This is a genomic window from Streptomyces sp. GB4-14 (assembly GCF_022696125.1).
GTDB classification, from domain to species: Bacteria; Actinomycetota; Actinomycetes; order Streptomycetales; family Streptomycetaceae; genus Streptomyces; species Streptomyces werraensis.
This window is the reverse complement of the sequence record NZ_RZHO01000002.1, coordinates 4,102,406-4,115,782: the sequence shown is the minus strand read 5'-3', so window position 1 is coordinate 4,115,782 and position 13,377 is coordinate 4,102,406. Positions and strand designations below refer to the sequence as shown.

General features: G+C 67.2%; 13 protein-coding genes. 8 read left to right on the top strand and 5 right to left on the bottom strand.

The window, feature by feature from the left end; genetic code table 11:
• Nucleotides 1-11: 11 nt before the first annotated feature.
• Genes ELQ39_RS20130 through ELQ39_RS20115 form a run of 4 tightly spaced genes read left to right on the top strand, consistent with a single transcriptional unit; the run spans nucleotide 12 to nucleotide 6,172 of the window.
• Nucleotides 12-1,565, top strand: coding sequence for an ATP-binding protein (locus ELQ39_RS20130; protein ID WP_242593182.1), 1,554 nt, complete (start codon nucleotides 12-14; stop codon nucleotides 1,563-1,565).
• 39 nt (nucleotides 1,566-1,604) lie between these two features.
• Complete coding sequence (locus ELQ39_RS20125) at nucleotides 1,605-4,583, top strand: Z1 domain-containing protein (RefSeq protein ID WP_242593180.1); 2,979 nt, start codon at nucleotides 1,605-1,607, stop codon at nucleotides 4,581-4,583.
• 55 nt (nucleotides 4,584-4,638) lie between these two features.
• Entirely contained in the window at nucleotides 4,639-5,658 is a 1,020-nt protein-coding gene (locus tag ELQ39_RS20120) for a NaeI family type II restriction endonuclease (RefSeq protein WP_242593179.1), read from the top strand.
• Between the two features lie 58 nt (nucleotides 5,659-5,716).
• On the top strand, nucleotides 5,717-6,172 hold the full coding sequence (locus ELQ39_RS20115; RefSeq protein ID WP_337663041.1) for a very short patch repair endonuclease: 456 nt from the start codon (nucleotides 5,717-5,719) through the stop codon (nucleotides 6,170-6,172).
• On the opposite strand, the gene ELQ39_RS20110 is transcribed toward ELQ39_RS20115, so the two are convergent.
• Nucleotides 6,159-7,388 (bottom strand): DNA cytosine methyltransferase, encoded by a 1,230-nt coding sequence (locus ELQ39_RS20110; protein WP_242593178.1) that lies wholly within the window; start codon nucleotides 7,386-7,388, stop codon nucleotides 6,159-6,161. The two genes, ELQ39_RS20115 and ELQ39_RS20110, sit on opposite strands and share 14 nt — an antisense overlap.
• A 161-nt stretch (nucleotides 7,389-7,549) precedes the next feature.
• Here ELQ39_RS20110 and ELQ39_RS20105 point away from each other — a divergent pair, with 161 nt between their 5' ends.
• Entirely contained in the window at nucleotides 7,550-8,299 is a 750-nt protein-coding gene (locus ELQ39_RS20105; RefSeq protein ID WP_242593177.1) for an HNH endonuclease, read from the top strand.
• Here ELQ39_RS20105 and ELQ39_RS20100 read toward each other — a convergent pair.
• Nucleotides 8,296-8,922, bottom strand: a complete 627-nt coding sequence (locus ELQ39_RS20100) for an ATP-binding protein (protein WP_242593176.1) — start codon at nucleotides 8,920-8,922, stop codon at nucleotides 8,296-8,298. The two genes, ELQ39_RS20105 and ELQ39_RS20100, sit on opposite strands and share 4 nt — an antisense overlap.
• A gap of 213 nt (nucleotides 8,923-9,135) precedes the next feature.
• On the opposite strand from ELQ39_RS20100, the gene ELQ39_RS20095 reads away from it, so the two are divergent.
• Together ELQ39_RS20095 and ELQ39_RS20090 are read left to right on the top strand one after the other, a co-directional pair.
• Nucleotides 9,136-9,981, top strand: a complete 846-nt coding sequence (locus ELQ39_RS20095; RefSeq protein WP_242593175.1) for a helix-turn-helix domain-containing protein — start codon at nucleotides 9,136-9,138, stop codon at nucleotides 9,979-9,981.
• Nucleotides 9,982-10,182: a DUF397 domain-containing protein gene (locus ELQ39_RS20090; protein ID WP_242593174.1), complete on the top strand. Its 201-nt coding sequence runs from the start codon at nucleotides 9,982-9,984 to the stop codon at nucleotides 10,180-10,182. It abuts the gene before it with no gap.
• 79 nt (nucleotides 10,183-10,261) lie between these two features.
• Here the strand turns inward: ELQ39_RS20090 and ELQ39_RS20085 are convergent, their stop codons facing one another.
• A complete protein-coding gene (locus tag ELQ39_RS20085) occupies nucleotides 10,262-10,798 on the bottom strand; it encodes a GNAT family N-acetyltransferase (RefSeq protein WP_242593173.1) in 537 nt (178 codons plus the stop codon).
• A gap of 463 nt (nucleotides 10,799-11,261) precedes the next feature.
• Between ELQ39_RS20085 and ELQ39_RS20080 the strand changes: the two genes are divergently transcribed.
• Nucleotides 11,262-11,750, top strand: coding sequence for a GNAT family N-acetyltransferase (locus tag ELQ39_RS20080; protein ID WP_242593172.1), 489 nt, complete (start codon nucleotides 11,262-11,264; stop codon nucleotides 11,748-11,750).
• Between the two features lie 52 nt (nucleotides 11,751-11,802).
• Here the strand turns inward: ELQ39_RS20080 and ELQ39_RS20075 are convergent, their stop codons facing one another.
• Together ELQ39_RS20075 and ELQ39_RS20070 are read right to left on the bottom strand one after the other, a co-directional pair.
• On the bottom strand, nucleotides 11,803-12,450 hold the full coding sequence (locus ELQ39_RS20075; protein WP_242593171.1) for a LysE family translocator: 648 nt from the start codon (nucleotides 12,448-12,450) through the stop codon (nucleotides 11,803-11,805).
• Nucleotides 12,451-12,845: 395 nt separating this feature from the next.
• Nucleotides 12,846-13,331 carry a DUF2267 domain-containing protein gene (locus tag ELQ39_RS20070; protein WP_242593169.1) on the bottom strand — a complete coding sequence of 162 codons (486 nt, stop codon included), beginning with the start codon at nucleotides 13,329-13,331 and terminating at the stop codon, nucleotides 12,846-12,848.
• Between the last annotated feature and the right edge of the window lie 46 nt (nucleotides 13,332-13,377).

The window sequence follows — 13,377 nt, the reverse complement described above, 5'->3', positions numbered from 1 at the left end:
GGAAACAGCCCATGCCCTACGAGCCCGGCACTGTCTGGCAGTACGAGGTCCCCACGACCGGCAGCACGCATCTGCCGCCAGACGCCGGCTACGGCAAGGCCCTGACGAATCAGGGCTACGGCTTTGAGGTCGCCATCGCCGACCTGGTCGACAACTCGATCGACGCCGGGGCCGACAAGATAGTCGTGCACTTCCTGCGCGACGCCGAGCGCATCCTTACCCTGCTGGTCATCGACAACGGCACGGGCATGGACGACGCCGGTCTGGTTGCGGCCATGACGGTGGGACGGCGCCGCGACTACGGGGATAGCGCCCTCGGCATGTACGGCACAGGGCTGAAAGCGGCCTCGCTCTCTCACGCCGCTTCCCTGACCGTCGTCAGCCGCACCAAGCGCAGCCGCGCTGCTGGCCGACGGCTCACGGCGGAGGGCATCGAGGACAGCTTCCGGTGCGACACAGTTGATCCGCGGTACGCGCAGGAACTTGTGGACCGGTACGACGGCATCATCGAGTGGCAGGGCACAATCGTGCGCTGGGACCAGGTCCGCGTCTTCGAAACCGTGACGACCGGCCAAAGCGACCACTTCCTGTCCAAAGCCATCGCGCGTCTTGAGACCCACCTCGGCCTCTACCTGCACCGTTTCCTGCAGGACGGCCTCAAGCTCGACATCGCCGTGTGGGACATCAGCAGCAGCGAGGGTGAACTCGGCGAGGAAGTGGACCACATCGCCGTCCAGCCGCTGGATCCCTTCGGGTACAAGGTGCCCGGCAAGGCCCGCTACCCGCGTACGTTCACCGCCCCCGTCGAGGGTCTCGGCGACATCCAGCTGACCGCGCACATCTGGCCCGCGAAGTCGAAGCAGGCCGGTTTCCGCCAGATCGGCTCTCTCACCGACCGGCAGGGGTTTTACTTCTACCGCAACAACCGCCTTGTCCAAGCCGGCGGCTGGAACGGCCTGCGCAATCCCGAGGGTCACCTGGTGCTCGCCCGCGTGGAAGTCGACCTGCCCGCCCAGGGCAACAGCGTTCTCAGCCTGGACGTCAAGAAGGAAACCGTCACCGTCACACCTGCCTTCACTCTCGGCGTGGAGAAGGCTGTCGACGCAGACGGCCACACCTTCCACCAGTACCTCAGCGACGCCGAGGCCACCTACCGGGAGGGGGCCAAGCGCAACGAGATTGTGCGCAAGGCCGTGACCCCTCCGGGGAAGGGACTGGACCCGAAGATCAAGCGGGTCATCAAGGAAGAACTCCCCGAAAAGCCGGGTGAAGATCCGATCGCCTTCTCCTGGGCCACGCTGCCCGCGGACAAGTTCTTCGACCTGGACCGCGAGAACAACGTCGTCCTGCTCAACAGGGCCTTCCGCAGCGACTTCAACGATGGACGGCGCGGCGGGAGCAACGACGCGCCGGTGACAAAAACACTTCTGTACCTGCTGCTTGAAGACTGCTTCGGTCTCGGCCGCTGGGAGCGCGGCCGACAGGACCGAGTGGACTACTGGAACACCATTCTGCTGGCTGCGGCAGGCGCGCACCGAGAGCGCCGTACGCAGACGGCTGACTGATCCAGTACCGCTCTCACATCAGTCCTGACTGGGGGAACCATGACCACCACTTCATCTGCCGTGCTGCTCGACATCCACACCTCCGCGCTGGCGGGGATGGGCAGCCTGCCCCGCACCTTCGCCTCCTGGGCCAAGCTCGCCGCCGAGGTGTATACGGACGCGGATCTGAGCGAGGAACTGTTCCGCTCTCATCTCCTCAACGGTGACGATGCGCTGACCGCCCTGTGGAGCCGACACCTCACTGCCTGGGACTTCGCCGAGAATCCGCCGTGGGGTGGCAGCACCCCAGCCCGGACAGATGAACGGCGTGCCGTGATCTATGAGCACCTCGGGTTCGGCAGCGACGTCTGCAAGGCCCTGGACCAGGCGGTGCCGGTCGCGAAGGTGCCCGGAGCGACGGTAATCACCCGGGAGTTCACTCCCTGGTACACCGCTGAACGCGCAGCTGCCAGAAGCTTCTACTGGACGGCGTACGAACGGAAGCTGCGTGAGAAGGGCTGGTCCGAAGCGGCCATCGCCAGTCTGGACGAGGCGAGCCGGGCGGTAGTGGAGAGGCTTACCGACCCCGAGCAGCCCACGGCCCGCCAGGCGAAGGGCCTGGTGGTGGGCTACGTCCAGTCCGGCAAGACGGCGAACTTCACCGGGGTGGCCGCCAAGGCGATCGACGCCGGGTACCGGCTGGTCATCGTGCTGGGCGGCACCCTCAACCTGCTGCGTGCACAGACCCAGCGACGCCTGGACATGGAGCTGATCGGCCAGGAGAACATCCTGCGCGGCGCCGACATCTCGGATGTCGATTCACTCGTGGGTGTGGACTACGTGGGCGATGACGAGGGCTGGCCGGACTTCGTCCGCCACGGTGCGCGCCCCTCCACGCTCGGTGCTTTCGACATCGAACGCCTGACGACTCGTGACAACGACTATAAGAGCCTGGCTCAAGGCATCCGGGCGCTGGAGTTCGAGAAGCGCGTCCCGACCAAGCCGCTGCATGATCCAGTAAACCTGCACCATGCCGCGGCACGGATTCTCGTGGTGAAGAAGAACAAGAGCGTCCTGACCAAACTGGTCAAGGACCTCAAGCAGATTCACGGCATCCTGGGTGAACTGCCCGCTCTCATTATCGACGACGAGTCTGACCAGGCCTCCGTCAACACCTCTGACCCCAAGAAGTGGGAGCGCGGAAGCACCGAGCGCACCGCGATCAACGGCTTGATCTCCAAGCTGCTCGGGTTGCTCCCGCGGGCCCAGTACGTCGGCTACACCGCGACGCCGTTCGCCAACGTCTTCATCGATCCCGGTGATGACATGGACATCTTCCCCAGCGACTTCCTGATTTCGCTGCCCCGGCCGGCTGGGTACATGGGCGTTCAGGACTTCCACGACCTGGACTCCCCCGTGCCCGTCGACCAGCGCACCTATGCCAACTCGCAGGAGAAGGCACACGTGCGAGGGATCTATGACTCCACGGGAGAAGACAGACTCCAGGAGGCGATGGACGCCTTCGTGCTGTCCGGCGCCCTCAAGCTCTACCGAGCGGATCACGGTGTGCCGGACGCCGCCTTCCGGCACCACACCATGCTCGCCCACCAGTCGGTGCGGCAGGACGACCACGCTGACCTGGCTCTGCGCATCAACACCATGTGGCACCAGGCGGGTTATAGCTCGACGGCAGGACACGAACGTCTCGCGGCGCTCTGGGGAACCGATTTCGGGCCCGTCAGCGCGGCTCAGGCCAGTGACCTGCCTGCGCCGTCTTCCTACGAGGAGCTGCGTCCCTACGTGCACGCCGCACGGCAGCGCATCGGCAGCGGAGGCCAACCGGTCATCGTCGTGAACGGGGACACCGATCGGTACTTCGCCCAGCTCGACCTGGACTTCGACCGGACACCGAACGTCTGGAAGATCCTCGTGGGCGGTACGAAACTATCCCGCGGCTTCACGGTCGAGGGCCTGACCGTCACCTACTACCGCCGCACCACCCAGCAGGCCGACACTCTGATGCAGATGGGCCGCTGGTTCGGCTTCCGTCCCGGGTACCGGGACCTCGTCCGGCTGTACATCGGCCGTGAGGAGCCGTTCGGCCGCGACAAGTCCGTCGACCTCTATGAGGCGTACGAGGCCGTCTGCCGTGACGAGGAGACGTTCCGAGAGCAGCTTGCCCAGTATGCCGAGCTGGTCGACGGCAAGCCCCAGGTCACCCCTGTCGAGATCCCGCCGCTCGTGGCGCAACACCTGCCGTGGCTCAAGCCCTCGGCGCGCAACAAGATGTTCAACGCCGAGCTCGTGGAGATCCGCTCCCCGGGCCGCCCCATCGAGCCTGCCTCGTACCCGCTCACCGGATCAGTGACGAAGCGCAACACCGAGCACTGGCGGCCGGTACTGAGCGCACTGGCCCCGGAGCCCGTGCCGTTCAACAACCCCCCGGACAGCTCAAGCCCTCTCTCGCGGACGTTCACGGCGCTCACTGGCGCCGTCACCCACGGCGATCTGCTGAGCGCGCTGCGCAAGCTCGAGTGGGAACGGCCCCAGTACTTCGACCCGCACCTGACCTATCTGCAGCAGCTTGACGGCACCCTCGCGCGGGTAGATGACTGGCTTCTCATCTCGCCCCGGCTGGCCTCGGGGAACCGCGTCGAAGCGAGTGTCGTCGGCTCGGTCCCCTTGTCCCTTGTCCGACGGAGCATCCAGGCCGGCAAGAGCAGCTTCGGCCGCATCGCGAGCGTCGAGCACCGTACGGCTGCTCAACGGCTCATCGATGACGCCGCTGCTGGGGGCAGCACTCTTATCGGACCCAGGACTGGCGTGGCTCTGCTCTACCCAGTCGTGGAGGGCAGCAGCCAGGACAGCGTCCAGGCCGCGGTCCACAACGGCATCGCAGATCCGTCGAGGGTTGTGATGGCTTTCACTCTCATCCCGCCCCGGTCGGCGACCAGCGGCGACAGGCGTCTGGTGCGCTTCCGAGCCAAGAACTCGCGCTATGAGGGTGAGGCCACGGCTCCTTCGGAGTCCTCCTCGTAGGCGGCACCCTCACGTCAACACCTGGACATACTGGCTGACACGAACAGGACGGACATTGCTGCCCTTCGACGAAGACGTCACTGTGCAGGCAGCCTCCCGCATCGCGATGCAGGATGCGCTGAAGCAAGACCTCGACGTACAAAAGGTGGCCGATCATATCCTCTCCCTCGATCCGAAAGGGAAGAGATTCGGCGCAGTTCTCCGCGACACCATCGACCAGTTGCTGAACGGCGAGGCGACCGGAAGATACGACTGGAATCAGCTTTACAAAACGGAGAAAACTCACGCAGGCACGCTCGTTGAGATCAACTTGCAGCGAGAGTTCAAATTCGCCGACGGTGGGGACGTGGGCAGCTTTGACGACAAGCACCCCATGGACTACCGCATCCTTGGCATCGACGTGGACTGCAAGTTCTCTCAGACTTTCGGAGGGTGGATGATCCCCCCGGAAGCCATGGGCTACCTCTGCCTCCTTGTCTGGGCGGATGACAGTAAGAGCAAATGGAGCGCCGGGATACTTCGGGTTCGCTCTGAGTGGCTCAACACTGGAAGAAACCGAGACAAAAAACTCACGCTAAAAGCGGAGCACCGGGACGATGCGGTGCACTGGATCTGGCGTGATGCGGACCTTCCAGAGAACGTCCTTCTCCACCTGCCTGAGGCCACTCGATCCGCCATCTTGAACGAAAAATCCGGACAGGCGCGTGTCGTTGAGCTGTTCAGCCGTGTCCAGAACCGCCGTATCGGACGCGGCACAGTCCGAACAGCAGCCCAGCAACTCGACTACCTGGCACGGCTGCGGGAAGGTAAGTACAGAGCACGTACAGTACTCCGCGAGAGGGGCATTCTCATTGCCGGTCCTTTCGACAAGCATCGCGACATAGCCCGCCGCATCGGTGCCGAGGTTCCCCAGCGCGGTGAGTTCGTCAGCTTCCGGGTAGCCGAAGCCATGCCTCATCATGGGGAGGCCCCGCGTGTTGAACTGGAAGGACGTGAATGGGTTCTCGCCACTCCGGACGACCCAGAGCGGGAAGGTCCCAGACTGCCGAGGGTCAACGGTGAGGAAGAAGTTTGAGGGGCAGGACTGTGACCAGGACACCTCAGCTGGCGTGACGGTCAGCAAGGAGGTCTGGGTGCCGCCCGCCGGCTCCTGGGCGTCCTCCGCGGCCCGGCGGCGCAACATGCAGGCCATCCGCAGCCGCGACACCACGCCCGAGAAGCTGATCAGGCGGCTGGTCCACGCCCAGGGGCTGCGCTACCGCGTGGCAGCAAGGCCGCTGCCCGACCTTCGCCGGACGGCTGACATGGTCTTCCGCCCGGCGAAGGTGGCCGTCTTCATCGACGGCTGCTACTGGCACGGATGCCCTGAGCATTACGTCCCGCCGAAGACCAACGAGGGCTACTGGTCAGACAAGGTCGCCCGGAACATGGCCCGTGACCGGGACACCGACCAGCGTCTGGCAGAGGCGGGCTGGACGGTGCTCCGGTTCTGGGAACACGAGGCGTCGGAGAAGTGCGCCGCACGCATCGCTGCGGAGGTGGAGAAGCGTCGCAATCAAGGCAAGCAGGCTAAGCCTAAGCAGACTTAGCCTCGGAGCGATCACGCTCCTGCGCTGCCCTGAGCACATCGGCGATGGACTGCCCCACAGCCCTGGCCACGGGCGGCGGGAACGCGTTACCGACCTGCCGGTACTGCGCCGTCTTCCCACCGAAAAAGTCCCACTCCACCGGGAAGCCCTGGACGATGGCTGCCTGCCTCACTGTGAGCATCGGCCCGTCCGGGCCGAAGAGGTCACGGTCTTCGGTCTGCTTCTTCTCGCAGGTCTCGATGTCGTTGGCGACGCCCATGCCGGAGATGCCGAGCTGGCGCCATGCTGCCTTTGCGCGGCTAGGCCCCAGGTCTGCGCCGCCATGCTTCTTGGAGCCGCCTACGAGAGTCGGGGCGATTCCGCCGCCCTTGCCCTTCAGTTCGGCGTCTCGTTCCTGCGCCTTGCGGAGCCACTTCTCGTAAGCATCACGGGCCCGCTGTGCATGGGCTCCTTCGAAATACCGCGAGTACCTCTCCAGCATCGAAGGCTGAAGCGCTGCAGCCACACTCACCGGCTCCTCAAGCGCAGGTGTCGGCCACTCGTACTTCAGGTCCTTGATGACGTCGTCACGGAAGGCCACGAGGATGGCGCGCGGTCTGAGCTGTGGCACGCCGAAGTCACTGGCCTCTAGGACGCCCCACTTCGCGACCGTGTAGCCAAGGCCGGGGTCCTTGGCCATCTGGCCGTCGTCGCCTCGGTACTCGCCGCCCTGCAGTCGGGCTGTGATCCAGTCCCGGTAGTCCGAGAACTTGGGGTCCATGATCCCGCGCACGTTCTCGATCATGACGGCCCGAGGCCTGAGAATGTCAACCAACTCAAGCATGCGCGGGAAGAGGTCCCGCTCATCGTCCTTGCCAAGCTGCTTGCCCGCGTGTGAGAAAGGCGGGCACGGCACACCGCCTGCCAGCAGATCGAGGCCTCGCATCCGCAGCAGCTCGGCACTCTTCTTGACGTCCCGGTAAGGGTCGAACTCTTTGACGTCACCGGCCAGAACGTCGCAGTGCTCCCGCTCCCAGGCCCACACCTCGTGATCTTCGATGTTCAGCTTGAGTGTCTCGACCGCATACGCGTCGATTTCGACCAAAGCCAAGTGCCCGAAACCCGCCTGATGGAGACCGATGGCCTGACCTCCAGCCCCAGCGCAGATCTCGATCGAAGTGAGCTGAGGCTCCATCGGCGTCGCCTGGACGCCGCGAGCTTCCTTCGTGTGGGTCATGCCCCCTCCTTACAGCCGTGCAGCGGCAGACACATCTTGCAATCCACCATCACTGAGGGTGACAGACCCCACTGACAACGAGACCAGACCAAGTGTGCAGCACGCCTCGCCGTTCCCGGAACGCACCCTCCGCCACGCCGAACACTCATACGATATTGCCCATGCGGATACCTGCCTGGACCGAGGACGAACTTGTGCTTGCAGGCGCCCTGGTCGTGAAAAACGGCTGGCGCGAGCTGCGGACCGGGGAGCCCGAGGTCCAGGAGCTGTCTGACCTGCTCCGCTCGCTGCCCCTGCACGCTCCGGAGGCCCGCAGCGTTCCCAGCTTCCGGTCGCCGGACAGTGTGAGCCGTAAGACGACGGACTTCATGACCAACCACCCGTCCTACACCGGCAAGGCCACAAGGTGCGGGAAACCCACCCTGCTGATGATCCATGCCTTCACCGAGCGGGAGACGGAGATGTGTCTCGCCGCGGAGGCCCTCAGGGATGCCATTGGCTCTGGCGAGCTGTACCGCATTCCGCCCCAGCCCGAGGAGGTGGACGAGACGGGCGCGTCGGCGATCGAAGGCCGCCTTCTCATCCGGCGGGCGCTCGCACGTGAGCGTGACCCCAAGCTGCGAGTCCGCAAGATCGGACAGGTGCGAGGGCAAGGACTCCCCCTGCGGTGCGAGGTTTGCGCCTTCGACTTCGCCCAAGCGTACGGAGACCTCGGGGACGGTTACATCGAGGTGCATCACATCACCCCTCTTCATGTCTCCGGAGTCAGGGAGACGAAGCTGGACGACCTCGCGTGCCTGTGCGCCAACTGTCACCGCATGTGTCACAGAATCCGTCCAGGAGAATCCTGGCGTACGCCGGATGCGCTCCGTGAGCTGATGCGGAAGCCCACCGGGGATGCCATCCACTAGGCGGCGTCCGCTTCAGCCTCGTAGTGCATATGCGCACGGTCCAGGACATCGTCCGGGTCCAGGCCGCGCGCGCTGGTCCAGTGCAGCAGGTCGGTGATCAGCTCAACGGCTGACTCTGCCAGGACGGCGTCGGACTGGCCCCGTGGAAGCGTTCCGCTGCGTGCCCTGTAGCTCTCCAGCGCCTCGGCGGCGCGTTCCATGCGGAGGCAGCCGGCGTCCTGGCCGAGCTCGATCTCGCACCAGACCGCTTTGCCGATGGCCGTGGCCACCGCTCCCCAGTCCACTGCCATCGCAGCCAGCAGGTGCAGGCCACGTCCGCACTCGGCGTCGCAGTCGGCAGCACGCAGCAAAGGCAGCGATCTGGCTTTGTCATGCATCTCGACTCGCAGCCGATCACGCTTCCGCTCGAGAATCAGCGTCGCCGCGGAGCCTTCTCCGACGTGCTTGATGACGTTCGTCGCCAGCTCCGTGACGACGAGCTGCGCCGCGTCTCTGGCGGTCGGCACGCCCCACTGGCTCAGCTGGGTGGCCGCCGCCCTCCGCAGCAGACGGACTTCGCTGGGCAGTGCTTCGAAAGGCAGCACGCAGCGGCGCTGCACGTTCTCGGTGTAAGTCCCGGACACAGCAGTTCTCCCTCCCGCGCCACTTGACGAGTACGCATCGTGCCGAGCCGGATGCGTTGCGTGGCGATGCGTTACTGAGAATGACACAGAGAACTCTCACCGTGTAACTCCTCACGAGCCTCGATCGGGTGAATCTGTGCGTGGTGCCAGCCCAGCCTCCCTAGCCTGTTCTCGCTCCATACGCCCGCCTGGCCTATGCCTCAGAGGAGTCCCATGTCTGTGAGGACCACCACCCGCCGCCGCCAACTGGGCTCGACCCTGCGCAAGTTGCGCGCCCGCAGCGGCATGACGCTCGAGGAGGCCGGACGGCTGGTCGGCGTATCAAAGGCCACGGTCAGCCGTTACGAGACGCAGGCGGGACCAGTGAAGTGGATCGTCGTCGATGCCCTGTGCCGTGAGTACGGAGCGACGGACGCCGAGCGGGAGGCCGTCGTCAGGCTGGCCAAGGACGCCAAGCAGCAGGGCTGGTGGAGTTCCTTTGCCGACTCCATCCCGGAGAGCATGAACCTGCTGCTCACGCTGGAGGACGAGGCCGTTCGGGAGGATCACTTCTCCTGCGTGTACGTCCCCGGTCTCCTGCAGACCCGCGCGTACAGCACCGCTTTGCAGAAGGCGAACGAGATCCCACTGGCGCCGGCGGAGATCGAACGGCTCGTCGACATCCGCATGAAGCGGCAGGAGATCCTTACCCGTCCCGACCCGCCACGGCTGTGGGCGATCCTCGACGAGTCCGTCATCCGCCGCGTCGTCGGATCGCCGGAAACGATGAAGGAACAGCTGGAGCGGCTGCTGGAGGCGAACGAGTCCCTGCACATCACGCTTCAGGTACTGCCGTTCTCCAAGGGCGCCCACTCCGCCGCGCTCGGCAGTTTCGTCATCCTCGGCGGCCCCGAGTCGGCTCTCGACGTCGTGTACGTCGACTTCCACACCGGCTCGCTCTTCCTTGAGAAGGAGGAGGAACTCCACCGATACAGGCTTGCGTTCGAGTACCTCCGCGCACAAGCGTTGGACATGGAGGCGTCGTCTTCCCTGATCCAGCGTGTTTACGAGGAGCTGTGAATGTCAGTCGGCCAGCCGCCCGCTCATCGGCCCAAGTGGTTCAAGTCGTCCTACAGCGGCGGCAACACGACTGAGTGCCTGGAGGCGGCCTACACGCCCGATAGTGTGCTCATAAGAGACTCGAAGCGGTCGTCGGGACCGCGCCTTGAGCTGTCCCGGCGTGCCTGGGCGCAGTTTGTGGCAGGCGTGCCCGCACGGTGACCGCGCCACGCGTACCGGCTCAGAGGGATGTGCAGTCCCGTCCGTGCCCATGCTGACGGAGTTGCAGTACCGGCAGGTGTTAGCCCACCCCCGGCCCCTCCCACTCCCCCACCAACAACCCCAGCACCACCTCGTCCATGAACTCCCCCAGCACCCACGCCGACGACCGCAGCACCCCCTCCCGCACGAAACCGTTGCGTTCCGCGGCGCGGATCATGCCCTCGTTGTCCGCGAGGGTCTCGATCTGGAGGCGTTGCAGGCCGCGCACGGCGAAGCCGTAGTAGCAGAGGGCCGCGACGACGTCCGTGCCGTAGCCCTTGCCGCGGGCGGCGGGGAGCAGGCCGATGCCGATGTGGGCGTTGCGGTTGTGGGTGTCGATGCCCCACAGGTTCGCCGTGCCGATGAGGGTGCCGCCGGCGAGCTCCACCACGGAGAAGGGCGCCATGTTCTCCGGTGGGCTGTCGAAGGCGAGCTGCGGGTCCTTCGCCGTGACCGGCCGCCACGGGCGGCCCTCGGCGCGCGCGGCGTTGACCACGTCGTTGTAGAGCTCGGTCCGCAGGACCGGTATGTCGTCCTCGTGCCGTGCCCGGAGGCCGACCCTGGTTCCCTTCAGCATGCGGCCCTTCCTATAGGCCCGGGCGGGCGGGCGACAAACCATTAATCCGGTGTGCCGCCCGTCGAACCGAAGCGCGGCGGTACTCGACCGGCTCGTCCCGGCCGCTCCGCCCGGGGACCCGGCCCGGGTGCTCCTGTGGTGCACGGCCGCGGCGGCCTCGACGGCCTTCCTCGCCGGACCTCGTGGGTGTGGGAGGCGGCGCTCCCGGACTGAGCGGGGGCGGCAGGGCGACCGGACGTACGGTCGTGGGTCCGCTGCGGAGCAGGAGGGTGCAAGGGCTGCGAAAACCCCGGGGCGTCGCGCACCCGCCCGGCGTTACGCTGGCGCCATGGAGTGCTTCGCCGCCTTTCGCACGCGTCGCTGAGGGCCCCGCTCGCCGTCGCCGGGTCACGGCCGGGAGCGGGCCGACCGATGCCCCCTTCCCACCCGGGCGTCCAGCCCTCAGCCCGAAAGGCACACTCCCATGCGCATCCGCGCGTACACCCCGCAGGACCTCGCGGCCCTGACCGACCTGACCATCGAGACGTTCCGGCCGTTCTACGAGGACTCCTTCCGCCCTCTGGTGGGTGAGGCCGTCTTCGCCAACCAGCACGGCGACTGGCGCGACGACTACCGTCGGGAGGTCCCCGGACTTCACGCGCCCGAACGGCACAGGTACGTCGCGGTCGCCGAGACCGGCGACGGCAGCGGCATCGCCGGCTACGTGGCGTGGAGCGTCACCCCCGGCCGCCGGAACGGCAGCATCAGTCACCTCGCCGTCTCCCCGCGGCACCGCCGCCACCACGTCGGAGCCGCCCTGTGCGAGCACGCCTTCGCGCAGATGCGGAGTCTCGGCGCCGAGGTCGTCGAGATCGGCACCGGCGGCGACCCCTTCCACGCACCCGCCCGCGCCCTCTACGAGCGCCTCGGGTGCACGGCGCTGCCGACCGCGGTCTACTACCGGCGGCTCTGAGCCGGGTCCCGGGTGGGCGCGGCCTCCGTGCCCACCCCGGGCTGCGCCTGGCTCACTCGGCGCGGCCGGTGAACGCCACCGACGCGCCGAGGCCGATCATGGCCAGGCCGCCGGTGCCGCCGATCGCCGCCGTCCTGCGCGGTGACCGGCCCAGCCAGTCCCGCGCGGTGGCGGCGCCCAGGCCCCAGACGCCGTCGGAGAGCAGCTGCAACAGGGCGCCTGCCAGGCCGAGTACCAGCATCTGCGCGGTCGCGTGACCGGCCTCGCGGTCGACGAACTGGGGCAGTACGGCGGTGAGGAAGACGACGCTCTTGGGGTTCGTCACCCCGACCCAGAACCCCGCCCGGACCGAACCGGCCGTCCCCTCACCGCCCTTGGCGTCCGCCGGCCGGCCGGCCACGTCCCGGCCCCGCCAACTCGCGTGCACCGCCCTCACCCCGAGCACGATCAGGTACGCGGCGCCGAGCAGTTTGACCGTGTGGAAGAGCACCGCCGACCGCTCGACCAGGCTCCCCACGCCCAGCGCGACGGCCACGACCAGGACGTAGCCGCCGAGCGCGTTGCCCAGCACGGACGCCAGGGCCGTCGCCCGACCGTGGGCGAGGGCGCGTCCGACCACGAACAGCACGCTCGGTCCGGGCACGGCGGACAGCAGCAGGGACATCGTGCAGAAGGCGAGCAGGTGGTGGGCGTCGACCATGGGCCGATCCTCCCGGGCGGCCGACGCCGCCCGCCAGACGGACTTTCGGCCTAGGCCTCCGGGAGTGCGCCGCCGCACGCGCCCGCGGCGGGATGTTCGACCGTCTGGAGATCAAAGTGCTGCCGCCCGGGCCCCGGTGGGCGGCTCAGGCACGGTTCATGGTCAACGGTGAGGACCTGGTCGAGGAAGCGGTCGACGAGGGAGGTCGCGGCCCGTTCGCGGCCGACGTGCTGCCGGCCGGCCGCCCGCGAAGTGGTCCGTCGTCATGCGTACGACCGTACGCTTCACGTCGGCGCGAGCGTACGGGCGTACTCGCCCTCGCGCGGCGAGCGCCCCCGCGCCGTGTCGGGCACGGGGGCGCTCGCCGGTGAGGAAGGGGAGCTACGGCGTGGCCGTCACGCCGCCGGTGTCAGCTCCGCCCGGCCGAACAGGAGGGCGTAGCCGGACGGGAGCTGGTGCAGGATGCGCGTCACCAACTCGTCGCCGACCAGCGGCGGCAGGACGCTGAGCACGGAGCTGACGTCCCAGCGGGCCGTCGCCGGGGTCGCGCCCTCGATACGGGCCGCCACCGAGTCGACGAACTCGGACGCCGTCAGCCGGCGCGTCGCCGGGATCTGCGAGGCGACCACCCGCGCGGCCTCCTCGGGCAGGGCGCGGGCCAGGTCGACGCGCTCGTCCCCGACGACGTGGCCGCCGAGGGCGGACAGGACGATGCGGGTGACGCTCTCCGCCTCCGACCGCGTCGGGTACTGCCCGGCCTCCCGCACGGCGTCGACGAGTTCACGCCAGGCGGGGTCCTGTGCCGGGCGCGGCGCGGGCGCCGGGGTCATGATGCCTCCCGGCTGCGGGATCGCGGGCTTCTGCGGCGTCAGCGTGGTCATCCGAAGCTCCTCTCCTGCTGCGGTATTCGGTTCTGAAGGGGGTCCG